The sequence below is a fragment of the Geodermatophilus sp. SYSU D00867 genome (assembly GCF_054050315.1).
Genome location: NZ_JBJGZC010000015.1, coordinates 82,278 through 106,292, shown reverse-complemented (window position 1 = coordinate 106,292; position 24,015 = coordinate 82,278). Strand labels below are relative to the sequence as shown.

At 74.7% G+C, this 24,015-nt stretch carries 24 protein-coding genes and 1 other RNA gene; 7 read left to right on the top strand and 18 right to left on the bottom strand.

The window, feature by feature from the left end; all coding sequences use genetic code 11:
• Window positions 1-3: 3 nt before the first annotated feature.
• The 3 genes from ACI8AK_RS15770 (at window position 4) to ACI8AK_RS15760 (ending at window position 4,083) form a co-directional block, all read left to right on the top strand.
• A complete protein-coding gene (locus ACI8AK_RS15770) occupies window positions 4-1,098 on the top strand; it encodes an FUSC family protein (RefSeq protein WP_456957025.1) in 1,095 nt (364 codons plus the stop codon).
• A gap of 136 nt (window positions 1,099-1,234) precedes the next feature.
• On the top strand, window positions 1,235-2,362 hold the full coding sequence (locus ACI8AK_RS15765; protein ID WP_456957023.1) for a hypothetical protein: 1,128 nt from the start codon (window positions 1,235-1,237) through the stop codon (window positions 2,360-2,362).
• 65 nt (window positions 2,363-2,427) lie between these two features.
• Window positions 2,428-4,083 (top strand): FAD-dependent oxidoreductase, encoded by a 1,656-nt coding sequence (locus ACI8AK_RS15760; protein WP_456957021.1) that lies wholly within the window; start codon window positions 2,428-2,430, stop codon window positions 4,081-4,083.
• A 15-nt stretch (window positions 4,084-4,098) separates the two neighbouring features.
• Here the strand turns inward: ACI8AK_RS15760 and ACI8AK_RS15755 are convergent, their stop codons facing one another.
• Window positions 4,099-4,785 (bottom strand): TetR/AcrR family transcriptional regulator C-terminal domain-containing protein, encoded by a 687-nt coding sequence (locus ACI8AK_RS15755; protein ID WP_387986064.1) that lies wholly within the window; start codon window positions 4,783-4,785, stop codon window positions 4,099-4,101.
• A 95-nt stretch (window positions 4,786-4,880) separates the two neighbouring features.
• On the opposite strand from ACI8AK_RS15755, the gene ACI8AK_RS15750 reads away from it, so the two are divergent.
• Window positions 4,881-5,573 (top strand): DUF4386 domain-containing protein, encoded by a 693-nt coding sequence (locus tag ACI8AK_RS15750; RefSeq protein WP_456957019.1) that lies wholly within the window; start codon window positions 4,881-4,883, stop codon window positions 5,571-5,573.
• A gap of 45 nt (window positions 5,574-5,618) precedes the next feature.
• Here the strand turns inward: ACI8AK_RS15750 and ACI8AK_RS15745 are convergent, their stop codons facing one another.
• Window positions 5,619-6,533 carry an oxygen-binding di-iron domain-containing protein gene (locus ACI8AK_RS15745; RefSeq protein ID WP_387986069.1) on the bottom strand — a complete coding sequence of 305 codons (915 nt, stop codon included), beginning with the start codon at window positions 6,531-6,533 and terminating at the stop codon, window positions 5,619-5,621.
• A 493-nt stretch (window positions 6,534-7,026) separates the two neighbouring features.
• On the opposite strand from ACI8AK_RS15745, the gene ACI8AK_RS15740 reads away from it, so the two are divergent.
• The 3 genes from ACI8AK_RS15740 to ACI8AK_RS15730 all read left to right on the top strand — a co-directional run bounded on the left by ACI8AK_RS15740 (window position 7,027) and on the right by ACI8AK_RS15730 (window position 9,413).
• A complete protein-coding gene (locus tag ACI8AK_RS15740; protein ID WP_456957018.1) occupies window positions 7,027-7,917 on the top strand; it encodes an SMP-30/gluconolactonase/LRE family protein in 891 nt (296 codons plus the stop codon).
• Between the two features lie 67 nt (window positions 7,918-7,984).
• Window positions 7,985-8,995, top strand: coding sequence for an LLM class flavin-dependent oxidoreductase (locus ACI8AK_RS15735; protein WP_456957017.1), 1,011 nt, complete (start codon window positions 7,985-7,987; stop codon window positions 8,993-8,995).
• A gap of 7 nt (window positions 8,996-9,002) precedes the next feature.
• The gene (locus ACI8AK_RS15730; protein ID WP_387986072.1) at window positions 9,003-9,413 is read left to right on the top strand and encodes a TIGR03668 family PPOX class F420-dependent oxidoreductase; all 411 of its coding nucleotides are present in this window, start codon (window positions 9,003-9,005) and stop codon (window positions 9,411-9,413) included.
• Window positions 9,414-9,503: 90 nt separating this feature from the next.
• Here the strand turns inward: ACI8AK_RS15730 and ssrA are convergent.
• From ssrA to prfB, 16 genes are all read right to left on the bottom strand, one after another.
• Window positions 9,504-9,879: a transfer-messenger RNA gene (gene ssrA / locus ACI8AK_RS15725) on the bottom strand.
• Window positions 9,880-10,031: 152 nt separating this feature from the next.
• Window positions 10,032-11,174: a magnesium and cobalt transport protein CorA gene (locus tag ACI8AK_RS15720; RefSeq protein ID WP_387986074.1), complete on the bottom strand. Its 1,143-nt coding sequence runs from the start codon at window positions 11,172-11,174 to the stop codon at window positions 10,032-10,034.
• 253 nt (window positions 11,175-11,427) lie between these two features.
• Window positions 11,428-13,032 carry an SLC13 family permease gene (locus tag ACI8AK_RS15715; protein WP_387986076.1) on the bottom strand — a complete coding sequence of 535 codons (1,605 nt, stop codon included), beginning with the start codon at window positions 13,030-13,032 and terminating at the stop codon, window positions 11,428-11,430.
• A 47-nt stretch (window positions 13,033-13,079) separates the two neighbouring features.
• Window positions 13,080-13,613, bottom strand: a complete 534-nt coding sequence (locus tag ACI8AK_RS15710; protein ID WP_456957015.1) for a carboxymuconolactone decarboxylase family protein — start codon at window positions 13,611-13,613, stop codon at window positions 13,080-13,082.
• Entirely contained in the window at window positions 13,610-14,488 is an 879-nt protein-coding gene (locus ACI8AK_RS15705; protein ID WP_456957013.1) for an SCO6745 family protein, read from the bottom strand. The genes ACI8AK_RS15710 and ACI8AK_RS15705 overlap by 4 nt, the downstream gene beginning before the upstream one ends.
• A 10-nt stretch (window positions 14,489-14,498) precedes the next feature.
• Window positions 14,499-14,939, bottom strand: a complete 441-nt coding sequence (locus ACI8AK_RS15700) for a GNAT family N-acetyltransferase (RefSeq protein WP_456957011.1) — start codon at window positions 14,937-14,939, stop codon at window positions 14,499-14,501.
• Window positions 14,939-15,955 carry a GNAT family N-acetyltransferase gene (locus ACI8AK_RS15695; RefSeq protein WP_456957010.1) on the bottom strand — a complete coding sequence of 339 codons (1,017 nt, stop codon included), beginning with the start codon at window positions 15,953-15,955 and terminating at the stop codon, window positions 14,939-14,941. Before ACI8AK_RS15695 ends, ACI8AK_RS15700 begins: the two co-directional genes overlap by 1 nt.
• Window positions 15,956-15,999: 44 nt before the next feature.
• Window positions 16,000-16,371 (bottom strand): VOC family protein, encoded by a 372-nt coding sequence (locus ACI8AK_RS15690; RefSeq protein WP_456957008.1) that lies wholly within the window; start codon window positions 16,369-16,371, stop codon window positions 16,000-16,002.
• Entirely contained in the window at window positions 16,368-17,264 is an 897-nt protein-coding gene (locus ACI8AK_RS15685; protein ID WP_387986090.1) for an amidohydrolase family protein, read from the bottom strand. The genes ACI8AK_RS15690 and ACI8AK_RS15685 overlap by 4 nt, the downstream gene beginning before the upstream one ends.
• A 34-nt stretch (window positions 17,265-17,298) precedes the next feature.
• Window positions 17,299-18,462: a serine hydrolase domain-containing protein gene (locus ACI8AK_RS15680; protein ID WP_456957006.1), complete on the bottom strand. Its 1,164-nt coding sequence runs from the start codon at window positions 18,460-18,462 to the stop codon at window positions 17,299-17,301.
• Window positions 18,463-18,536: 74 nt separating this feature from the next.
• Window positions 18,537-19,472: an NADP-dependent oxidoreductase gene (locus tag ACI8AK_RS15675; protein WP_387986094.1), complete on the bottom strand. Its 936-nt coding sequence runs from the start codon at window positions 19,470-19,472 to the stop codon at window positions 18,537-18,539.
• Window positions 19,473-19,482: 10 nt separating this feature from the next.
• Window positions 19,483-19,959, bottom strand: a complete 477-nt coding sequence (smpB, locus tag ACI8AK_RS15670; RefSeq protein WP_387986096.1) for an SsrA-binding protein SmpB — start codon at window positions 19,957-19,959, stop codon at window positions 19,483-19,485.
• A 9-nt stretch (window positions 19,960-19,968) separates the two neighbouring features.
• Window positions 19,969-20,988, bottom strand: coding sequence for a hypothetical protein (locus tag ACI8AK_RS15665; protein WP_387986098.1), 1,020 nt, complete (start codon window positions 20,986-20,988; stop codon window positions 19,969-19,971).
• Between the two features lie 147 nt (window positions 20,989-21,135).
• Window positions 21,136-22,020 (bottom strand): permease-like cell division protein FtsX, encoded by an 885-nt coding sequence (gene ftsX, locus ACI8AK_RS15660; protein WP_387986101.1) that lies wholly within the window; start codon window positions 22,018-22,020, stop codon window positions 21,136-21,138.
• A gap of 45 nt (window positions 22,021-22,065) precedes the next feature.
• The gene (gene ftsE, locus ACI8AK_RS15655) at window positions 22,066-22,755 is read right to left on the bottom strand and encodes a cell division ATP-binding protein FtsE (RefSeq protein ID WP_387986103.1); all 690 of its coding nucleotides are present in this window, start codon (window positions 22,753-22,755) and stop codon (window positions 22,066-22,068) included.
• Between the two features lie 137 nt (window positions 22,756-22,892).
• Window positions 22,893-24,005, bottom strand: coding sequence for a peptide chain release factor 2 (gene prfB, locus ACI8AK_RS15650; protein ID WP_387986106.1), 1,113 nt, complete (start codon window positions 24,003-24,005; stop codon window positions 22,893-22,895).
• Window positions 24,006-24,015 lie beyond the last annotated feature (10 nt).

Sequence of the window (24,015 nt, the reverse complement as noted above, 5' to 3'; positions counted from 1 at the left end):
GCGGTGCGGACGCCGGGGGCGGGGGCCCGGACGCGCGAGCTGCTGCGCCGGCCCTGGGTGCAGCGTGCGGTGCGGGCGGCGCTGGCCGCCGCGCTCGCCTGGCAGGTGGCGGTCCTGCTGCCGCCGCCGTTCACCCAGTACGCGTACTACGCGCCGCTCGGCGCGGTCATCGCCGTGCACCCGACGGTGGCCGACTCCGCCGCCGCGGCCTGGCGGACGGTGCTGGCCATCCTCCTGGGCTTCGGGCTCGGCGTCACGGTCCACCGGCTCACCGAGCAGGCGCTGCCCGGTGCGCTCACCATCGCGCTGATCGTCGCGCTGGCGATCGGCGTCGAGCAGTGGCGGGTGCTGCAGGAGCACGCGAGCTGGGTGAGCTTCGCCGCCGTCCTCATGCTCACCGTCGGGACGGCGGCCGACCCCGCGCGCTACGCCGCCGCCTACGCCGGGCTGACCCTGCTCGGGGCGGCGATCGGCGTCATGGTCACCACCGTGCTGTTCCCGCCGATGCAGCTCACCGCGGCCGTCCGGGCGATCGCGACCACGCGGGCGCTGCTGGCCCGGCACCTGCACGGCATCGCCGGCGGGCTGCGGGGCGGCGCGCTCCCGGCGCCGGGCGAGTGGGTGCGGCCCCGGCGGGACCTGGACGCCGCGCTGGACCGGATGCGCGCGGCCGAGGCCGTGGTCGAGCGCGCCCGGCTGGCCAACCCGCGGGCGCGGCGCTGGGGCGGCACCGCCGCGCGGGTCCGGCAGGAGTCGCGGGCGCTCGACCGGGTCGCCGTCCTCGTCGACGACCTGACCACGCTCGTGGCCCACCTCCCCCCGGACCGCCGCGGCATCGACCGCGTCGACGGCGGCACCGGCTGGCTGCTCGCCGACGCGCTCGACGGCCTCGCCCGGGTGCTGCGCGCCGCCGGGTCCACCGACGGCCGGGACGACGCGGTCCGCGAGGCCGGTGCCGCGCTGCGGCGGCTCACCGCGCTGCTCCGCGAGTCGGCGGTGGCCGACGACGAGGGGTTCGTCGCGCTCGGCGCGGTCGCCGTCGGCATGTACCGGTCGCTGGACACGCTGCGCGGCCGGTCGCCCACCGTCGACGCCTGAGCCCGCCGGGCGTGGCGCTCGCGGCGCGTGCCGCCACGCCGCGGAGCCGGAACCGGGGCGGCTCGGGGGCTGGACCGCCGCCGCGTCGTCCCCCTGGGATGAGCCGCGCCGGACTCCCGAGACCGCGGAGGACGCCGTGCGCCCGACCCCGCTGCCCCGCCGCCGCACGCTGGTCGGCACCGTCCTCGCCTCCGGCCTGGCGGCGCTGCTGCCCGCGTCCCCCGCCTCCGCCGCCGCGACGGGACCGACGCCCCCGGCGGCCGCGCCACCGGCGGTCGAGGCGCCGGCCCCCTACGTCGCCCAGGCGGTCTGCGACCCCGCGCCCAAGCCGGGCGCGCGCGACCTGGCCGACGCGCTGCTGGCCCACTACGGCACCGGCAGCGTCGGCATCTCCCGCGAGTGCGCCGTCGGTGGGCCGAGCGAGCACAAGGAGGGCCGCGCGCTCGACTGGATGCTCGACGCGGGCGTGCCGGCGCAGCGGGCGGTCGCCGAGGAGTTCCTGGCGTGGCTGACCGCGCCCGGACCGTCCGGCGAGTCCGCGTGGGCGGCGCGGCGGCTCGGCGTCATGTACGTCATCTGGGACCGCGAGATCTGGTCGCCGGCCCGGGGGTGGCAGCCGTACGACGGGGCCAGCCCGCACACCGACCACGTGCACGTCTCCCTGTCGTGGGCCGGCGCGATGGGCACCACCTCGTGGTGGACCGGCGTCGCCGCCCGCGTCGACACCGGCCCGTGCACGCCCCACCCGGCGCCCGGCGACCTGCCGCCGTGCGCGGCCGGCGCGGAGCAGCCCGCGCCGAGCACCGCCGCGGCCGCCGAGCCGCGGGAGGACGCCGGGGAGCCCGACGCCGAGGCCCGCGCGCTGGCCGAGCTCGCGGCGCTGCGCGAGGAGTCGCTGGCCCGGGTCCCGCTGGACGGCCGGTGGGTCGCCCAGCTCGCGTCCAAGGACGTCGGCATCACCGACCCGCTGCAGACCGCGCAGGACGGCTCGCACACCTTCTCCGCCGTCGACGTCCTCGCCGAGAGCCGGGCGGGGCTCGCGACGGTGACCGACCCGTCGGCGCTGTACGTGCTGCAGGGCACCGACTTCGGCCGGCGCTCCACCGCACCCGACGGCGACCCGTACTGGATCACCGTGGTCGACGCCGCGTTCGGCGGCCGGGCCGACGTCGAGGCCTGGTGCGCGGCCACCTACCCCCAGCTGCACGGCGCGGGGCTGACCAACGCCTGCCTGCCGCGCCGGCTCACCCCGCCGCACGGGTGACCCGGGCCGGTCCCGGGTCCCTCGACCCTGGGCCGGGTGGTGCCGGCTCCCTACGCTGCGCGCGCATGAGCGGTCCGGTGCTGATCGCCGTCGACGACGACCCGGCCCTGCTGGAGGCCGTCGAGCGGGAACTGCGCAGCCGGTACGAGCGGGACTACCGCGTGCAGTGCCGGGGGTCGGCGGACGAGGCGCTCGCCCTGCTGGACGAGCTCGCGGGGGCCGGCGAGGAGGTCGCCCTGGTGCTCGCGGGCGAGACGGTGTCCGGTGCCCCGGGAACGGAGCTGCTGGCGGAGGTGCGCGGCCGGTTCCCGCACGCCGAGCGGGCCCTGCTCGTCCCGTGGGCGCACGTCGGGACCCCGGGCACCGGGGACGCGGTCCTCGAGGCGATCGCCCGCGGCCGCATCGACCACTACCTGGTGCGCCCCGCGCCGCCGCCGGACGAGCAGTTCCACCAGGCCGTGTCGGGCTTCCTGCTGGCGTGGGCGCAGACGCGGCGCCGCGCGCCGCACACGATCGACGTCGTCGGCGAGACCTGGAGCGGCCGGGCCTACGAGCTGCGGGAGGTGCTCGGCCGCTGCGCGATGCCGCACCGCTTCTGCCTGGCCGACTCCGCCGAGGGCCGCGCCCTGCTGGCCAACCGGGAGCGGCGGAGGCTGCCGCTGCTGGTCATGCCCGACGGGACGGTGCTCGAGGACCCCACCGACCTCGACATCGCGCGGTCGGCGGGGACGGCGATCGACCCGTCCGGTGACCGCTACGACCTGGTCATCGTCGGGTGCGGGCCGGCCGGCCTGTCCGCCGGCGTCTACGGCGCCTCCGAGGGGTTGCGCACGATCGTCGTCGACTCCGGCAGCATCGGCGGCCAGGCGACCTCCAGCTCGGCGATCCGCAACTACCTGGGCTTCCCCCGCGGCGTGACCGGCGGGGAGCTGGCGCGCCGCGCCTACGAGCAGGCGTGGCTGTTCGGCGCCCGGTTCGCCTTCATGCAGGAGGTCACCGACCTCGCGCACGAGCCCGACGGCATCGTCGTCTCGCTCGACACCGGCGGGGTCGTGGTGGCCCGCGCGGTGGTCCTCGCGCCCGGCGCCAGCTACCGGCGCCTCGGGGTGGAGTCGCTGGAGGCGCTGCGCGGGGCCGGTGTCTCCTACGGCGCCGCGGCGTCGGAGGCCCCGCTGGTGGCGGGCGAGGAGGTCTACGTCGTCGGGGGCGCCAACTCCGCCGGGCAGGCGGCGCTGCACCTGGCCCGCTTCGCGGAGCGGGTCACGCTCGTGGTGCGGGCCGCGTCGCTCGACGCCGGGATGTCGCACTACCTCGCGCGCCAGGTCGAGGGGACGCCCGGCGTCGAGGTGCGGACCGGCACCGAGGTCGTCGGCGGGGGCGGCGACGGCCGGCTCGACCACCTCGTGCTGCGGGACCGCGCGAGCGGCGCGGAGGAGACGGTGAGCGCCCAGGCGCTCTTCCTCATGATCGGCGCCCGGCCGCACACCGAGTGGCTGCCCCCGGCCGTCGAGCGCGATCCCGCGGGCTTCGTCGTGACCGGGCCGGACGTGAGCGCCGGCGCCGTCCGCGCCCTCGGCCGTCCCCCGCTGCCGCTGGAGACCAGCCTCCCGGGCGTCCTCGCGGCCGGCGACGCCCGGCACGGGTCGGTCAAGCGCGTGGCCTCCGCCGTCGGCGAGGGCTCGATCGCGATCCGGCTGGTCCACCAGCTCCTCGCCGTCTGAGCCGCCGCGCGCCCGTCAGGACGGGGAGCTGCGCCAGCCCCGCGCGCGCAGCCGCTCGGCGCCGTCGAGCAGCAGGTCGAGGGCGAAGGCGAACTCGAAGTCCTCGTCGCAGCCCTGCCCGACCGCGGACAGGTCGCCACCGGTGGCCGCCGTGGCGATCTCCAGCACGTGCGGGAACCGCCGCGCGAACTCCGCGGCCACCGCCTGCCGCTCCTCCGGCGTGGGCTCGGGCGCGTCGTCGTCGCGCGGCTCCTCGAACAGCTCGGGACTGAAGCCCCAGATGCGGTTGCCGAGGGCGTGCATGAGGTGGTGGGTGAGGTCGACGGAGAACCCGCCGGCCCGGAAGGTGCCGGCGACGGCGTCCATGTGGCCGAGGACGGCGGGCGTCCGGTGGGTGCGCGACTCGATCGCCTTCCGCGCCCAGGCGTGCCGCAGCACCGCCCGGCGGGCGGAGAGCAGCCGCTGCCGGACCGCGGCGCGCCAGTCCGCCCCGGGGGCGGGCTCCTCGAACTCCCCGATGACGACGTCGACCATCCCGTCGAGCAGCTCGTCCTTGTCGGCGACGTGCTTGTACAGCGCCATGGGGACGACGCCGAGCTCCTGGGCCAGCCGCCGCATGCTCACCGCACCCAGGCCCGCCTCGTCGGCGAGCGCCACCGCGGCCGCGAGGACCCGCGCCCGGTTCAGGGGCTCCCGTGCCATCCGACCCCTCCCTGCTTGACGGGTGTACGGCGTACACCTTAACGTCCGCGCCGTCGGTGTACGCCGTACACCACCATCTCGGAGGAGACAGAGTCATGAGGGAGTCCCGCGGAGCCGCCGTCGTCACGGGCGTGTTCTTCCTGGTCGCCGCGGTCAGCGCGGTCGCGGCGCTGGCGCTGTACCAGCCGCTGCTCGGCGACCCGGCCTACGTGCTGGGTGAGGGCGCGGACACGCAGGTGCGCTGGGGCGCGCTGCTGGAGGTCGTGCTGGCCGCGGCCTGCATCGGCACCGCGGTCGCGGCGTACCCGGTCGTCGAGCGGCACGGCCGGGCCCTGGCCCTCGGCTACGTGTGCGGGCGGCTGCTCGAGGCGGCGGTGATCGTCGTGGGGATCGTCAGCGTGCTCGCGGTGGTCGCGCTCCGGTCGGCCGGGGACGACGCGTCGTCCGTCGCCGTCGCCCGCGGGCTGGTGGCCCTGCACGACGCGACGTTCCTCGTCGGCCCCGGCCTGGTCATCGGCGTCAACACGCTGCTGCTGGCCGCGCTGGTGCACCGGGGCCGCCTGGCGCCCCGGTGGATCGCGGTGACCGGCCTGGTCGGCGGGCCGCTGGTGTTCCTCTCGTCCACCGCCGTGCTGTTCGGCGTCTACGAGCAGGTCTCGGTGTGGGGCTTCCTCTGCGCCGTCCCGGTCACCGTGTGGGAGATGGGCCTGGCGGTCTACCTCATCGCCCGCGGCTTCCGCACGGCCCCGGCGCAGGCGCCCGGGCGGCGTGACCTGGTCACCGCCTGAGGTGTCACCGGGGGTCCCGCGGCCGCGGGTCCCCCGGGGGTGCCGCTACGGGCTCCGGACGGTCTCGCCCGCCGGTGAGCTCGGTCGTCGCGGCGCCGGCGGGGTCACGCCCGGCGCCGGCGGGCCGGCCACCGTCGGGGTCGCGGGGACCTGCTCGCCGGCGCGCTGCATCTCCGCCATGGCCTTGATCATGTCGGCGAACTGCTCGGAGTCCGGTGGCACGAACCTCTCGGCGGTGGGGACCTGCGCCAGCACACGGAGGAACTCCTCCAACTCCGTCCCGCTCGCGACGGGGAGGTGCGAGGAGAAGATCCGCCGGGGCTGGATCTGCCGGACGCGGTCGAGGACCCGGCCGAACTGGACCTCGTCCGTGAGGTGCACCCAGGGCGAGTCCGACGTGGCCCAGCCGATCATGCCGCCGGCGAGGGCCTCCGGGGACACGTCCGACGCGTCCTGCGTGGGCTCCGGGAGCAGCGCCCCGAAGGCGTCGACGGTGAACAGCGCCCCGGTGGACCGGTCCAGGACGCCGAGGGACATCGGGTTGTCGAACAGCGGCGGGGCGACCGCGGTGAGCGTGCGGTCCCCCACGTGGATCTCGTCACCGGCCCGGATGGCGTGCACCCGCTCCATGGGGACCGGCCACCACGTCGACATGCGCAGGGCGGCGAACCCGTGCGTGACCAGCCGGGCGTTCGGCGCCGCCTCCATGATCCGCTGGATGTTGCCGGTGTGGTCGGCGTCGTCGTGGGTGAGCCACACCCACTTCAGGGTCCGCAGGTCGATGATCGAGCCGACCGCGTCGAGGAACTGGTCCGCGTCGACGGCGATGCCGCTGTCGATGAGGACCGGCTCCTCGGACGTGATCAGGTAGGCGTTGATCGGGAGGACGCCGACCCCCGGCAGGGAGATGTTGGTGGGCAGGACGTGGACGTCGTCCTGACCTCGGTAGGGGCTGTCCACGGGACGCCTCCGGTGGTCGCGCTCGGTGGCCGCCTCCTCGGCCGCCTCGAACGTAGGGCGGCTCCCCGGCACCCACCAGGGCCCCTCGTCCTCGGAGCGCCGCCGGCCGGCCCCGTGGTGGTCCGGCAGCAGCCCGCACCGCCGGCACCGCCCGTCGGGCGGGACGCCGTACCGGAGGCGGTCGCCGGCCGCGCCGAGCCGGGTCGGGGGGACGTCCCGCAGGAACGACGACCCGTCGCCGTCGACGGCGTGGACCGCGCCCGGGTCCCGGGCCCTCCCGCGTGCGGTGCCGGGGCGCAGGACCGGCCCGCCGTCGGTTCCCTGCGCGGGGTCCGGGCAGGGCGCAGCCGGACGGCGCAGGGTCGAGGCACCCGTGGGCCGTCGTGTCCTGCTCGGCCACCAGGAGCTGGCAGCGGACATCTGCTGAGCGCCACGTCCCGGAGGGGAGGACCCGGCGCTACGCTCCCGCGCACCGGAGACGACGAGGTGAGCCATGCGGGAGTTCAGCACCGTCCTGGAAGGTCTGTCCTACCTGGAGTGCCCGCGCTGGCACGAGGGACGGATCTGGGTGTCGGACTTCTACACCCACCAGGTGCTCTCGGCCCGTGAGGACGGCAGCGACCTCCGGGTCGAGGCGGAGGTGCCGGGCCAGCCGTCCGGACTCGGGTGGCTGCCCGACGGCCGCCTGCTGGTCGTCTCCCAGCACGACGCCCGGCTGCTGCGCCGTGAGCCCGACGGATCACTGGTGACACACGCGGACCTGTCCCCACACGTCACCGGCGAGCCCAACGACATGGTGGTCGACGGGCAGGGGCGTGCCTTCGTCGGCAACTTCGGCTTCGACCTGATGGCCGGCGCACCGGTCGCACCGGCCGTCCTGCTGCGCGTCGACCCCGACGGGGCGGTGACCCAGGTGGCCGACGACGTGTGGTTCCCCAACGGCAGCGTGATCACCGACGACGGCGTCCTGCTGGTGGACGAGACGTTCGGCAACCGGATCACCGCGTTCGACATCGGCGCCGACGGTGCACTGGCGAACCGGCGGGTGTGGGCGTCCTTCGGGGCGCTGCCGACGGACCGCGACCTGCAGGCCGCACTCGGACAGCTGGCGGTCGCGCCGGACGGTTGCGGTCTGGACGCCGAGGGAGCGCTGTGGGTCGCCGACGCGCTCGCCGGCCGGGTGCTCCGCATCCGGCAGGGCGGCGAGGTCGTGGAGGAACTGCCCGTCGGCACCGGCGTGTTCGCCTGCATGCTCGGCGGTGACGACGGCCGCACGCTGTTCCTCTGCACCGCGCCGGACTTCGACCGCACCGCGCGGAGTGCCGCACGCGAGGCGCAGCTGCGCTCCTGCCGGGTCGAGGTGCCGCACGGCGGCCGCCCGTAGCCGGAGGGCGCTCCCCAGACCTCAGAGGTCCGCGACACAGACGTCGACGTCAGCAGAGGGGAAGAGCATGGAGGTCTCGGTCGCCTTTCCGACCGCGTTGGACTCGCACGAGAACATCGCGCTCGCGGAGGAGCTCGGCTATGCGCGGGCATGGCTCTACGACACCCCGCAGAACAGTCCCGACGTGTGGATGTGCCTGGCTCTCGCCGCGGAGCGCACCACCCGGATCGGCCTCGGGCCCGGCGTCCTGGTCCCCTCGCTGCGGCACCCCATGGTCAACGCCGCCGCGACGGCGATGCTGACGGCGCTGGCGCCCGGCCGGGTGGAGGTGGCCTTCGGGACCGGGTTCTCCGGGCGCAGGGCCATGGGCTACGGGGCCATCAAGTGGTCGTTCATGGCGGAGTACATCCGGGCTTACCGGGGGCTGTTGCGAGGCGAGGTCGTCGAGTGGGAGGGCGCCAGGATGCAGATGCTCCACCCTGCCGGTCACGCGCCTCCCCGACCGATCGACGTACCCATCCTGATCAGCGCCCTCGGGCCGAAGGGCGCCGAGGTCGCGCGGGAACTGGCTGACGGCCTGTACGCGACCCTGCAGCTCCCCGACTTCGCCGCTGAGTTCCGGAGGGTCTCGTACCTGGCCTGGGGCACCGTCCTGGACGAAGGGGAGGACCCGACCTCCGAACGGGTCCGCCTCGCGGGCGGTCCCGGCACCGCGCTCGCGTGGCACGGCGCGTACGAGTTCGGTGGGCAGGCAGCCGTGGCCGGGCTGACAGGTGGAGAGGCCTGGAACGAGGTGGTGGACCGAACTCCGGAGGAGCTCAGGCACATCGCCGTGCACACGGGTCACTGCGTCGAACTCAACGAGGCCGACGAGGCGGCCTGGGATGCGGGGGGCTCCTCGTTGCTCGCATCCACCACGCTCAGCGGGACGCGGGAGGAGGTCCGCGACAAGCTCCGCGAGCTCGCCGACAGCGGTGTCACCGAGATCGTCTTCCAGCCGTGCGGACCGGACGTCCGCCGTGAGCTCGAGACGTTCCTCGAGGTCGCCGGTCGCTCGACGACTGCCGTCAGCGGCTGACCGACCGGTGCGGACAGCGGAGCTGCGCGAGCGTTTCGCCTCCGCCGCCGTCGCTCGCCTGGCCACCGTCCGCCCGGACGGCGCTCCGCACCTCGTCCCGGTCGTGTTCGCGGCGTCCGCCGACACCGTCTGGCTGGCCGTCGACGCCAAACCCAAGCGGACGACACAGCTGCAGCGGTTGACCGACCTGCGCCACGAGCCCCGGTGTGCCCTGCTGGTCGACCACTACGAGGAGGACTGGAGCCGGCTCTGGTGGGTGCGCGCCGACGGCATCGGCGTCGTCATCGACGATCCGGGCACCGGCCACCCGGGCCTGGCCGCGCTCGTCGATCGGCATCCCCAGTACCGCGACCAGCCGCCGTGCGGGCCGCTGGTCGTCGTCAGCGTCGAACGCTGGAGCGGGTGGTCGAGTACGTGAGTGCAGGCGAAGAGGCCGGGGCCACCGCCGTGGCGGTGGCCCCCGCCACGTAGCCCAGCGGGTCCCGGCTCTTAGCCAGGGCCTCGGGGTGGGTGGAGGTGGCGGGAATCGAACCCGCGTCCTGCGACGCATCACCAGGGCTTCTCCGAGCGCAGTCCGCTCTGCCTCTGCTCGACCCTCCCGATCGCACGAACACGTCGGGATGACGGGCCCAGTCGCTGTGAGGTGTCCCGTGCACGCCCGCGACCGGCACGCACGGTGAGTCATCTAGCTGATGCCAGACTCCGGGCCGATGACGGAACCCGGGCTGACAGCGTCACCTTCGCTGATCAGGCAGCGAGGGCGTACGCGCGCTGACTCTTGTCGGCGCTTGTGTTGTTTCCGACGCGTGGTTAACGAGCTCATCGTCGGCTTCCTCGGCTCGCTTCCCCTGGTCACCCGACCGCAGTCGAGACCATTCACCCCCTGTGTAGTTGTGCACCCATCGTAACCGGGTCGGCCACCGGGTTGTTCCCTCGGCGTCCCGGCGCGTTGATCATCGGATGACTGCCGCCCGACACGCCGGGCGACGGCGTGTCGTCGTGCACGCGGCCGATGATCAACAGGCGGTGACGGTCGTCAGATCCAGTCGCGGCGCTTGAACACGGCGTACAGCGTCAGGCTCACGCCCAGCATCAGCACCAGCGCGAACGGGTAGCCGAGGTGCCACGACAGCTCGGGCATGTCGTCGAAGTTCATCCCGTAGACCGTGCCCACCAGCGTCGGGGCGAACAGGATGGCCGCCCAGGCGGAGATCTTCTTGACCTCCTCGCCCTGCGCGATCGAGGCCTCGGTCAGCTCGCGGATCTCATCGTTCTGCCGCTGCGCCACCAGGGTCGCGTTCACCGTGAGGATGTCGCGCAGCTGCAGCCGGAAGGCCTCGATGCGCTCGTTGACCTGGGTGACGTGGTCGGCGACGTCCCGCAGGTAGCTGCGCAGCTCCTCGTCGACGCCGTACTTGTCGAACCCCGCGGTGATGGCGGCGAGGATCCCGGTCAGCGGCTGGGCGGCCCGCTGGAACTCCAGGACCTCCTGCGACAGCTCGTAGATGCGCCGCGAGACGCCGGGGTCCCCGCGGAAGACCTCGGTCTCGATCTCGTCGATGTCGTTGGCCAGGCCCGCGACCACCGGCGAGTACCCGTCGACGACGGCGTCGAGGATCGCGTACAGCACCGCCTCGCTGCCCTTGGCCAGCAGCGCCGGCTCGCTCTCCAGCCGCCGCCGCACGCGGGCCAGGTCCGGCGACTCGGCGTGCCGGACGGTGATCGCGAACTGCCGGCCGAGGAACAGGTGCAGCTCGCCGAACTCGACCTCCTCGGCCGCGTCCAGGTAGCGCGCGGCCTTGAGGACGACGAACAGCGTGTCGCCGTAGCGCTCGAACTTGGGCCGCTGGTGGGCCTGGATCGCGTCCTCGACGGCGAGGTCGGGCAGGTCGTACTGCTCGGCCAGTTCCCCCAGCTCCGCGGGCTCGGGCCGGTAGAGGCCCAGCCACACCAGCCGGTCGTCGAAGCCCTCGGTCAGCCAGTCGTGACTCTCCTCCGCCGACGGCGGGGTGGCGATGCGCCGGCCGCTCGCGTAGACGGCGTTGTCGACCAGGCGCGACTGGCGCTCGGGCTGCGGCGGCGCCGGCTGCGGGGGCGGCACCGGCCGCAGGACCTGCGGCCGCGGGCGGCGGCCGAGGGTGGAGAGGGCGGTGAGGGGCGCGAGGCGACGGTCGGCCATGACGGGCTCCCGGGGGACGCTGGGTGGCGGGACTCAGCGGAGGCCCTCCACGCGAGCGCTGCCCCGGCGCGCGTGGCGCGACCGGGACCTAGGCGGGGAGGGCCTCGGGACTGGGACTGGGGGGCTCGCTGCGCATGGCTCGCCCTCCTCCCCGTCGACCGGCGCCCGGCATCCCGCGGGCCGTCGTCCATCGTGACACGTCCCCGCGCGGGAGGGCTCCCCGGAGAGGGAGAGTTCCCTCTCCGTTCACTCGTCAGACCGAGAGCACCAGGTCCACCATCACCGGCAGCAGGACCACGATCAGCAGTGCGCCCAGGACGTCGAAGGAGATCCCCGAGCGGATCATCTTGGTGATCGGCACGACGCCGGAGCCGTAGACGATCGCGTTCTGCGGCGTCGACACCGGCAGCATGAACCCGAAGGACGCCGCGAAGGTCGCCGCCAGGGCGGGCACGAACGGGTTGATGCTCGCGGCCACGGCCACCGGGATGATGATCGGCACGACGACCGCGGCGGAGGCGGTGTTCGACGTCGTCTCGCTGATGATGATCGCCAGGATCACCGCGAAGACCGTGATCGCGAAGGTGCTGGTCAGGCCGAGCCAGTCGGCGGAGCTGTTGCCGATCGTCTCGGCCAGGCCGGTGTCGGCCAGCAGCGAGCCGAAGATGATCCCGGTGCCGAACAGCAGGATCGTGCCCCAGTCGATCTTGGCGGCGTCGGACCAGTTGAGGGTGAACTCCCGCCGCTTCCAGTCGGTGGGCAGCAGGAACAGCAGCGACGCCCCGAGGACGGCGATGATGCCCTCGTCCATGCGGTCGCTGATCGTCGTGTAGACGTCGGAGTCGGTGCCCGCGACGAGCGCGATGACGCCGGGGAAGATCCAGCACGCGACGGTGATGCCGAAGGCGATCAGCGTGTTCTTCTCCGCCCGCGAGACGGGACCGAGCTGGGCGCGCTCCTGCCGCACGTACTCGTGGACGCCCTCGATCCGCTTGATCTCCGGCCGGTTGAGCAGCAGCAGGACCGCGGCCAGCGCCACGAACATCAGCGCGCAGATCGGCAGCGCCATGAGCATCCAGTCGAGGAACCCGATCCGCTCCCCCGTCGCCTCCTCGATCAGCCCGCGGCCGATCAGGTTCGGCGGCGTGCCGACGGGGGTGATCAGCCCGCCGACGCTCGCGCCGTAGGCCAGCATCAGCATCAGCGCGACGCCGACCCGCAGCCGCAACGGATCGAAGTCCGGCCGGACCAGCTCCTTGTCCTGCATCAGCTTGGCGATCACCGAGAGGATGCCGATCGCCGTGGGCAGCAGCATCGCCACGGTGGCGGTGTTGGAGACGAACGCCGACAGCACCGCCGTGATCAGCCCGAACGCGATGACGACCCGCGCCGTCGACGCGCCGACCCACTGCATCGACAGGATCGCCATCGCGAACCGCCGCGCGACACCGTGCTTGAGCATGGCCGCGGCCAGGATGAACGCGCCGATGAAGGTGAACACCGTCGTCGAGCCGAGCGGCCCCACCGCGTCGTCCGCCGGCACCACCCCGAGGACGACGATCGCGCCCACGCCGATGAGGCCGCCCACCGGGATCGGCACCGGCTCGGTGATCCACAGGACGATGACGCCCAGCAGGACCGCGGCGAGCAGGTGCTGGTCACGGGGCAGGTCCAGCGGGAGCAGCGCGAAGACGATCGTCACGACCGGGGCGAGGAACAGCCCGACGGTCCGGCGGCCCTTCTCGAAGCGCTCCTCGGCGGGGCTGAGCTGCTGCTCCCCCAGGCTCCGGTAGGTGGCCGAGCCGCGGAAGGCGGCGTCGACGTCGGTGCGCTGCGGAGGACGGTCGGTCGTGGTCATGGCAGCTCCCCGGGTGTGACCTGCAGCACACGATAGGGAGAACCGGGTCAGCCCGGAACCTCTCCCTCCGGCGGGGGGACCTCCAGAGCCACGAGGAACCGGGCGACCATCGCGTAGCCGCCCACGAGCACGGCGAGCTCGACGACCCCACGGTCGTCGAGGTGCTCACGCACCGCGGCGAACACCGGGTCGGGGACGGTGACAGCGCCGGCCGAGGCGTCGGTGAACGCCAGCACGGCGGCCTGCGCCGGCGTCCACACCGGCTCGGCGGTGGCGTCGTCGGCGCGCAGCACGCGCAGGTGCAGGTCGGTGAGCCCGGCGCGGCGGGCGATCGGCTCGTGCGCGGCCCACTCGAACTCCGCGCCGGCGAGGACGGCGACCCGCAGGACGACCAGCTCCCGCAGGTCGGCGGGGAGCGTGGTGCCGCCGCGCAGCGCGCCGAGCAGCGCGTTCCAGCCCTCGGCCACCGGCGGGCTGTGCAGCAGCAGCCGGTCGAGGGTGGAGAGGACGCCGCCGCGCCGGGCGCGCAGCAGGTCCGCCGTCGGCCCCTCGCCGGGCGCCTCGGGCAGCCGCGGGGTCACCGGCCGGCGAAGACGCCGGAGGGGTAGGCGCCGTTGGCGACGAGCGTGGCCGACATCCGCTTGCCCAGCTCGACCACCCGGGCGGTGCGCTCCGGGCCCAGGTGCGCCCACGGCGTGGTCCCCAGGGCGTCGGTCTCGGCCTCGAGGTCGGCGCGCAGCCGCTGACCGGCCTCGGTGAGCCGGTCGCCGTCGAGCAGGCCGCGGTCGGCCAGGCGCGCGGCGGCGGCAGCCCAGTCCTCGTCGCTCCAGCCGCGGGTGGCCTTCGCCGACGCGGGCAGGAACCCGCGGCCGGTGGCGGTGTGGGTGACCAGTGCCTCCAGGCCCGACAGGCCGTGGTGGACCAGGACGGCGACGTGCCCGTCGCCGCGCCACTCGCGCAGTAGCGTCGCGGCGTGCCAGAGCCGGGTGACCGGGTCCTCCGGCCAGGGCAGGTCGGCGTGGCCGGCGTACAGCGGACGTCCCTCGGCGGGGAGCACCGAGCACGCGTCGGCGAGCAGGTCGCCGAGCTCGGTGACCTCCGGTGCGGCGGCGGCCTCCTCACCGCCGAGCAGCCGGGTCAGCGAGGCGCGGGCGGAGGCGGAGCGCGCCTCCACGACCTGCGCGGGCGAGGCCAGCGTCCACGCCCGCGGGACGTGCCGCACCACGAGCTTCGGGGAGAAGTTGGAGAAGGTCGCCGTCACCACGCCCGGGCCGACCGCGCCCATCGGGGCCGCGCGGCCGGCGAAGTAGACCATCCGCCCGGGCCGCAGGCCGATCGCCGTCAGGTGCTGATCGGTCTCCGGCACGAAGTACACGTGGTTGTGCAGCGGCTCGACGGCGCGGTGCGCGCGGCCGACGAGGGCGGGGTCGAGGACGGGCTGATCGGCGGTGACCATGCCGGCGACCCTAGCGAGCGGCCCGGGCCACCCGGCGGTACAGCAGGTACTCGCCGTCCTCCCCCGCCGGCACGAAACCCGCGGTCTCGTAGAGGGCGCGGGCCGGGTTGTCCCGGTGCACGCCGAGCCGGACCTCGGCGTGGCCGGCGGCCGCGGCGTCGGCGGCGCACGCCTCGAGCAGCCGCCGCCCGTGGCCCCGCCGGCGGTACGGCGGCAGCACCTGCACGGTCACCACCAGCGCGGCCCCGTCGTCGGGCGTCCACATCACGAACCCGGCGGGGTCCCCGTCCACCTCGAGCACGGTGGTGCGGGCCAGGTCGTCCCGCCACAGCGCCCGGTTGCGGTCCAGCGCCGCGGTCCAGGCCGCCTCCTGCGCGGGCTCGACGTCCCGGACGTAGGCCCGCTCGGCCGCCTCGACCAGCGGCAGGTCCGCCTCCCGCGCCGGGCGCATCAGCCGGCGACCGGCGGGACCGGGAACGCCCAGGCGTGGTGGGTGCGGGCGACCCGGAAGCCGACGCGCTCGTAGAGGGCGAACGCGCCGGTGGTGTTCTCGGTGTCGACGTCGAGGCGGGCCGCGCGGCACCCGTCGGCCGCGGCGCGGGCCAGCGCGGCGGCGATGGCCGTGCCCGCCACGCCGCGCCCGCGGGAGCCGGGCAGCACGCCGATCTGGCCGAAGTGGACGGTGGGGATCCCGGTGGCGCGGGTGTCGGCCTCGTACACGTAGGCGAGGACGTACCCGGCGACGGCACCGTCACCGTCCAGCGCCAGCACCGACAGGTCAGGCCGGAACGCCCGCACGCCGGTGAACCAGGTGCGCCAGGCGGTCCCGTCGCGCTCGGTGGAGCCGTGGTGCTCGGTGAACGCGGCGTTGTGCGCGCGGCGCACCTCGTCGTCGCGGTCCCAGGTGAAGGGCGCCAGCTCGATCCCGGCGGGCACGACGACGGCGGGCAGCTCGTCCAGCGGGCGCTCCATCGCGGCGAACAGCCGCTCGACCGCGAAGCCCCGGCGCCGCAGCAGCCGCTCCAGCGAGGTCATCGCGGGCCAGGCGCTGGCGACGAGCCGGCCGGGCAGCCCGGGCGGGGCGAACGCCGCGTGCTGCGCGGTGCCGCGGCGCACCTGCCAGTCGACCAGCGCCCGGCCGATGCCGCGCCCGCGCCAGTCCGGGTGCACCCGGCCCTCGGCCCAGACGCGCAGCGCCTCGCGGCCGCCGCGCTGGGAGATCGACGTCGCCCAGGCCACCAGCCGCCCGTCCCCGGTCACCACGGCCCGGCCGTCGGACGGCAGGTCGACCAGCTCGCGGCCCCACCACTCGGCCAGGTCGCCGGCGTCCTCGTGCTCGCCGGTGTCGTCGACGGCCTCGGCGGCCGCGAGCAGGTCGGCTGCGGCGGGGGCGTCGTCGAGGGTGAGCGGGCGGGCGGTCAGCCCGGAGGGCAGGCCGGTCACGTCGGCGGGGAGCACGTCGGTCACGGGCGGTCAGGCTAGGCGGGCTCCGCGGGCGCGGGCGACCGGTTTCAGACCCGCACGAACAGGCAGAACGGGTGGCCGGCGGGGTCGGCGTAGATCCGCACGAGCTCGTGCGGGTCGTCGTAGCCGCCGATCCGCCGGGCGCCGGCCTCCTCGGCGAGCGCGCAGGCCGCGTCGAGGTCGTCGACCTCCAGGTCGAGGTGGACCTGCACCTGCTGGGTGCCCGGCTCCGGCGGCCACACCGGCGGCACGTGGTCGCGCTCGAGCTGGAAGGACAGGCCGGTGCCGCCGTCGTCGGGGCGCAGCGTGGCCCACTCGGGCCCGTCGTCGCGGACCGGCCAGCCGAGCAGCCGCTGGTAGAAGCGGGCCAGCCCGCGCGGGTCCGGCGTGCCGAGGACGGGGGCGGTCAGCCGGATCACCGGGCACCGATCCCGAACAGCCGGGCGCCGTTGTCGTGCAGCACCGCGCGCAGCCAGTCGTCGCCGAGGTCGAGGCGGGACAGCGCGGCCAGCTGCTCGGCGTAGGGGTACGGGATGGACGGGAAGTCGCTGCCGAGCAGCACCTTCTCCCGCAGCGCGGCCAGCCGCGGCAGGTCGGCGCGGTCGAAGGGCATGAGCCGCTCGGTGAAGTCGGTGGCGAACATCGTGGTGTCCAGGTGCACCCGCTCGTACCGCTCGGCGAGGTCGAGGAAGTCCCGGTACTCGGGCATGCCCAGGTGCGCGATCACCAGCTGCAGCCGCGGGTGCCGCTCGAGCAGGCCGGCGGCGGGCCCGGGGCCGGTGTGCTCGCCGCGCAGCGGGCCGGAGCCGCAGTGGACGACGACCGGGGTGCCGGTCTCCTCCAGCCGGGCCCACACCGGGTCCAGCAGCGGGTCGCGCGGGTCGAAGGCGCCCACCTGCACGTGCACCTTGAACACCCGCACCCCGCGGTCGAGCGCCTCGGCGACGTAGTGCGGCGCCTCCGGCTCCGGGAAGAACGTGGCCGACCGCAGCACCTGCGGGTGCGCGTCGGCGAACCCCGACGACCAGTCGTTGAGCCAGGCGGCCATCCCCGGCTTGTGCGGGTAGGGCAGGGTCGGGAAGGCACGGACGCCGAGCCGGTCGAGGACGGCGAGCCGCTCGTCCTCGGGCAGCGCGTAGTGCACCGGCCACCCGGTGCCGTAGTGCGTCTCCGCCGCCTCGAAGTACGACCACACCTTCGCCTGCACCCGCGGCGGCAGGAAGTGCACGTGCACGTCGACCAGGCCGGGCAGGCCCAGCTCGCGCCAGAACCGCGGGACGTCGTCGTCGTCGACCGGTGGATCGCAGCTCACCCGAGCGAACGTAGCGCCGGCCCGGGGACCGGGCTCACCGGTGTCCGGCGACGGCCGCGCAGGTGGCCAGCTCGAACACGGCGCGCAGCCGCGGGAACAGCTCCGGCGCGCTGCCCGGCGTGAGCTGCCCGGTGACCGAGACGGTGACCGTCCTCGCGCCGTCGGCGGTCGCGGCGGCGAACTGGGTGTAACCCGCGGTGTTGCCGGTGTGCCCGAAGACGGTGCCGCAGCGGGTGTCGTACCGGAACACCCCGAGGCCGGCGGAGTTCTCCCCCGGGCCGGGCGGCTCCGACGACCCCGGCCGGAAGGTGGACTGCTCGGTCCGGGTCGCCGGGTCGGTGAGGTCGCCGCGGACGTGGACGCCGACGAACCGGGCGAGGTCGGCCGGGGTGGACACGACCCCGCCCGAGGCCCACGACCAGCCGGCGGCGATCGCCGTGCTCACGTCCTCGGGCGGCTGCTCGGAGACGTCGTAGCCGTGCAGGTACGGGGTCGGGAGGTCCGGCCCCGCGGGGAGGCCCGTGGCGGTCAGGCCGGCGGGCCGCAGCACCAGCGCGGCCAGCACCTCGGCATAGGGACGGCCGGTGACCGCCTCGACCACCAGGCCGGCCACCACGTTGTCGGAGTTGGAGTACCGGTACTCCGAGCCCGGCGCGAACAGCAGGGGCTCGTCCTCGGCGTAGGACAGCAGCTCCCGCGGCGGCGGCGGGTCCTGCAGCGACGACAGCAGCGCGTCCGCGAAGGCCTCGCTCCGGCTGAAGTCGGGGATGCCGCTGGTGTGGCCGAGCAGCTGGCGCAGGGTGACCGGCTGCCAGGCCGGCGGCAGGTCCGGCCGCCAGGTGCCGACGGGCTCGTCCAGGGAGAGGACGCCGCGGGACACCAGGGCCAGCACCGTGGCGGCGTTGAACGCCTTGGCCACGCTGGCGACCCGCACGGCGTCCCCGGCCGCGGGCGGGCGCCCGGTGGCGAGGTCGGCCACGCCGGCGGGGAGGACGTCGAGGTCCCCGTCGCGCCCCAGCGTCACCACCGCCCCGGGCGGGCCGCCGGGCTGCCGGACGAGGTCGGTCAGCGCGGCCTGCAGCGCCGCGGTGTCCCGCGCCGGCGCGGTGTCGGCGACCGCCGTCGCCGGGACACCGGCCAGCGCCACCGCCGTGACCAGCGGGACCAGCAGGGACAGCGCACGCCGTGGCCCGGGCATGCGGGCAGGCTGCTCCGCGCCCGCGCACCCCGGAAGGCCGCGACCCGGAGCGCCGGCCGCCACGCCGGGTGCGCTCAGCGGAGCGTGACGACGACCTTCCCGCGCACGTGCCCGCCGGCCACCAGGTCGTGGGCCTCGGCGGTGCGCTCGAGCGGGAACGCCCGGGCGATGGAGACCCGGAGCTGGCCGGCGTCGGCCATCCGGCCGAGCTCCTCGAGGTCGTGCCGCTCGGGCCGCACGAACACGTACCGCCCGCCCATCTCGTTGACCGCGGGGTCGACGACGCTGGTGACCCGGGCGACACCCCCTGGGCTGTCGCGCACCTGCTTCGGGGCGTCGGTGAGCGCGTCGCCGCCGTTGAGGTCGAGGACGGCGTCGACCGGCTCGGACAGCTGCGCGCTGATCGGCCCGGCCGAGTAGTCGAGCACCTCGGCGGCGCCCGCGTCGCGGAGGAAGCCGTGGTTGCGGGGGCTGGCGGTGCCGATGACGTGCGCGCCGAGCGCGACGGCGATCTGCACGGCGAAGAAGCCGACCCCGCCCGCCGCGCGGTGCACCAGGACGCGGTCCCCCTCGCCGACGTCGAGCGCTTCGGTGAGCGCCTGGTAGGCGGTCAGCCCGGCCAGCGGCAGCGCCCCGGCCTCGGCGAACGACAGCGACTCCGGCTTGCGCGCCACGCAGCGCTGCGGCGCGGGCACCAGCTCGGCGGCGGTCCCCCACTGGACGTCGTCGCGGCGCAGGTAGCCGAACACCTCGTCGCCGGGGGCGAGGTCGTGCACCGCGGGCCCGACCGCCTCGACGGTCCCGGCGAGGTCCCAGCCCGGCACGATCGGGAAGTGGTGCGGGAAGGCCCCGGCCAGGTGGCCCTCGCGGATGCCGACGTCGACCGGGTTGACCCCCGCGGCGTGCGTGCGGACGAGCACGGTGTCCGGGCCGACCGGCGGCTCGGGCAGGTCGTCGCGCAGCTCCAGGACGTCGGGGCCCCCGAACCGGTCGTAGGCGATCCCCCTCACCGCGTGCCCCTCAACGACGCCCCTTCACGTAGCGGCCGAACGCCTTCTGGATCTCGCGGCGGGAGTCCCGCTCGGCGAGGTCCTGGCGCTTGTCGTAGGACTTCTTGCCCTTGGCCAGCGCGAGCGTGGCCTTGACCTTCCCGTCCTTGAAGTACAGGTCCAGCGGCACGAGCGTCAGGCCGCCCTCGCGGGTCTTGCCGATCAGCTTGTCGATCTCCTCGCGGTGCATGAGCACCTTGCGCTTGCGGCGCGGGGCGTGGTTGGTCCAGGTCCCCTGCGTGTACTCGGGGATGTGCACGTGCTGGAGCCACACCTCGCCGTCGTCGACGGTGGCGAAGCCGTCGACCAGCGACGCCCGGCCGGCGCGGAGGCTCTTCACCTCGGTGCCGGTGAGCACCAGGCCGACCTCGTAGGTGTCGAGGATCGAGTAGTCGTGCCGCGCCTTCTTGTTCTGGGCGATGAGCTTGCGCCCCTGTTCACGCGGCATGTCCCCAGGTTACTGCCGGTGCCCGGCCGCGGTGATCTCGCGGCGGAGCTGCGCGTACGTGGGCGCCTGCACCGGCAGGAACGCCACCTCGCGCACCCGCCGGGCGGTGTCGCTGGCGGCGAGGTAGCCCGGCCCGCCGCTGACCGCCGACTCCAGCCGCACGGCCTCGGCGGCGACGTCGAGGGCGGCCAGCCGCAGCCGCGCGAGGTCGCCGGGGCCCACGCCCACCCGGTCGCCGGCGAGGTCCTCCAGCCGCCGGGCGGCGTCGTCGCGGCGCTCGGACAGCGCGTCGGCGTCGGCCCGCAGGACGCCGGGGACGTGCTCGGCCGCCGCGTCCAGCGCGGCGTCGGCGACGCCGAGGGCGAGCGCGGTCTGCAGCAGCAGCATCGCCGGCCGGCACACCGCCATGAAGGAGGCGAGGTCGTCGCTGAGCACCCGCCCCGGCCCGACGGCGACGCCGTCGAGGTGCAGCCCGCCGGTGCCGGTGCCGTTGAGGCCGAGCAGGTCGAAGTGCCCGGTGGGCGTCACGCCGGGGTCGGTCAGCCGGAACAGCACGACGACGCGGCCCTCGTCCGGGGTGCGCGCGGGGGCCACGACGACGGCGTCGTCGAAGAGGTTCGACGCCCAGCCGACGGTGCCCGACAGCCGCCAGCCGGCGCCGTCGCGGGTGGCGGTGACCGGCAGCGTCCCGGTGCCGGCGAGGTCGGCGACCGCCGGGGCGAGCGCGGTGGCGCCCGGGACGGTGCCCGCCCGCAGCCCCGCGACCAGGTCGGGCTGCGGCTGCGGCGGCGGGCAGCAGCGCAGGTACTCGAGCACCATCCGCTGCGACCAGGCGGCGAACGCGGTGGCCAGCGACACCGACGCGAGCTCCCGGACCATCCGCACCGAGGCCAGCAGCGCCTCGGTCGGGTCGTCGTCGTCCCGCTCGAACGCACCGATCGCGCCCAGCCGCCGCAGCGCCGGCCGCACGTCGGCCCGCCCCGCGTCGACGTCGGCGGCCCGCCCCAGCGCCTCGCTCGTCGTCGTCATGCCCCGTCCCTACCCCGGGATCCGCCTTTCGCGCGCGGATGTCGGACCCGGTGCGGGGCCCGGAGGGCTCCCGCCGGGTCCGGCGGTGGGGCTGTGCGCGACCGGGGAGGGCAGGTGGTCACGCCGTCGGCCGGTGGGCCGACGGCGTCACAGCCGGACGTACAGGCGCAGCGTCACGTAGGCGGCGACCGCGGCCAGGCCGACGCCGGCGGCGGCGATGACCGGGCTGATCGTGGCGATCGCGCCCCAGTCGACCGGCGGGATGATCCCGGCCTTGATCGGGCCGGCCAGCGTCTTGTCGACGAACAGCACCTTGGTCAGCACCAGGCCGCCGACGGCGAGCAGCGCACCGATGAGCCCGGCGAGCGCCGCCTCAAGGATGAACGGCAGCTGGGTGTACCAGCGGGAGGCGCCGACCAGCCGCATGATGTTCGTCTCGTTGCGGCGGTTGAACGCGGCCAGCTGGATCGTGTTGGAGATCAGCAGCAACGCCGCGAGGGCCTGCACCACCGCGACGGCGATCGTCGCGTTGCGGGCGCCGTTGAGCAGGCTGAAGAGGCGGTCGAGGAAGTCGCCCTCGTCGCGCACCTGGTCGACGCCGTTCTGCCCGTTCGGGAACTCCGCGGCGATGACCTCGTAGCGCTCGGGGTTGACCAGCTCCACCCGGAAGCTCTCCGGCAGCGCGTCCGGCGGGGTGTTCTCGACCAGCTCGGGCTGCTGGGAGAACTGCTGCCGGAAGCGCTCGTAGGCCTCCTCCTTGGACTCGTAGATGAAGCTCTGCACCTCCGACGAGTCCGACAGCTGCTGCTCGATCGCGCTGCGCTGCTCGTCGGTGACGCCGTCGGCCAGGAAGATGGAGACCTGCACCTTGTCGTAGTAGATCTCCTTCATGTCGGAGATCATCCCGGCGATGAGCAGGCCGGTGCCCATGAGACCGAGCGAGATGGCCGTGGTCAGGATCATCGCGACCGTCATGGTCAGGTTGCGACGCAGCCCGGTGGCCACCTCGGAGAGGACGAAGTTGACGCGCATGGGTTCCCTGTCGTGAGGTGCAGGTCGTAGCGGGGCGGAGGACCGTCAGCGGCCGACGCCGTAGACGCCGCGCGACTGGTCGCGGGTGATCACGCCCCCGTTGAGCTCGATGACGCGGCGGCGCATGGAGTCCACGATGTGGTAGTCGTGCGTCGCCATGATCACGGTGGTGCCGGTGCGGTTGATCCGCTCCAGCAGCAGCATGATCCCCTCGCTGGTCTCCGGGTCGAGGTTGCCGGTGGGCTCGTCGGCGAGCAGCACCAGCGGCCGGTTGACGAACGCGCGGGCGATCGCGACCCGCTGCTGCTCACCACCGGAGAGCTCGTGCGGCAGCCGGTTGGCCTTGCCGTCGAGGCCGACCATCTCCAGCACCTCGGGCACGACCCGCTTGATCGTGCGGTGCGGCTTGTTGATGACCTCGAGGGCGAAGGCCACGTTCTCGGCCACGGTGCGGTTGCGCAGCAGCCGGAAGTCCTGGAAGACGCAGCCCATGGTGCGGCGGAGCTTGGGCACCTGCCACTTGCTCATGCCGTTGAGGGTCTTGCCGTTGACGGTGACCGTGCCGCGGGTGGGGTCGTCCTCCTTGAGCAGCAGCCGGAGGAACGTCGACTTGCCGGAGCCGGACGAGCCGATGAGGAACACGAACTCGCCCTTGTCGATCTCCGTCGACACGTCATCGAGGGCCGGCCGGGAGCTGGCCGGGTAGAGCTTGGTGACGTGTTGCAATTCGATCACGAGGCGCCACGGTACCTGCCCGGCGACCCACCATGGTCGGTTCGCGCGGAGACGCACCGGGAGCACTTTCCCGGCCTGTGGGCCCACCCAGCGGGATCGCCCGGCGAACCGCGCCGCGGTGTGACCGACCCGACGTCTCAGTTCGCGGCGACGGCCTCCTGCTGACGGCGCCACCGGATGCCGGCCTCGATGAACGAGTCGATGTCGCCGTCGAGGACCGCCGAGGTGTTGCCGGTCTCCTGCTCGGTCCGCAGGTCCTTGACCATCTGGTACGGGTGCAGCACGTAGGAGCGCATCTGGTTGCCCCAGCTGGAGCCCTCGCCCTTGAGCGCGTCCATGGCGGCGCGCTGCTCCTCCTGCCGCTTGGCCAGCAGCCGCGCCTGGAGCACGCGCATCGCCGCAGCCCGGTTCTGGATCTGCGACTTCTCGTTCTGGCAGGACACCACGATGCCGGTGGGCAGGTGGGTGATCCGGACGGCGGAGTCGGTGGTGTTCACGCTCTGCCCGCCGGGGCCCGACGACCGGAAGACGTCGATGCGGATCTCGTTCTCCGGGATCTCGACGTGGTCTGTCTGCTCGACGACCGGCAGCACCTCGACGCCGGCGAACGACGTCTGGCGGCGGCCCTGGTTGTCGAACGGCGAGATCCGCACCAGCCGGTGGGTGCCCTGCTCCACCGAGAGCGTGCCGTAGGCGTAGGGCTGCTTGACCGCGAAGGTGGCCGACTTGATCCCGGCCTCCTCGGCGTAGGAGGTGTCGTAGACCTCGACCGGGTAGCGGTGCCGCTCCGCCCAGCGCAGGTACATCCGCATGAGCATCTCGGCGAAGTCCGCGGCGTCGACGCCGCCGGCCTCCGAGCGGATGGTCACCAGCGCCTCGCGGGCGTCGTACTCCCCGTTGAGCAGCGTGCGGACCTCGAGCTCGTCGATCTCCTTGCGCAGCGCGGCCAGCTCGCGCTCGGCCTCGGCCGCGGTGGCCTCGTCGGACTCCTCCTCGGCCATCTCGTGCAGCACGCCGACGTCGTCGAGCCGGCGGCGCAGCTCCTCGACCCGGCGCAGGTCGCCCTGCAGGTAGGACAGCCGGGAGGTCAGCGCCTGGGCGGCCTCGACGTCGTTCCAGAGGTCCGGCGCGGCGGCCTGCTCCTCGAGCTCGGCAACCTCGCGGCGGAGCCGGTCGACGTCGAGGACGGACTCGATGCTCGAGAGGGTCGTGTCGAGTTCGTCGAGGACGACGGAGAAGTCTGCGGCCACGTCGATCCAG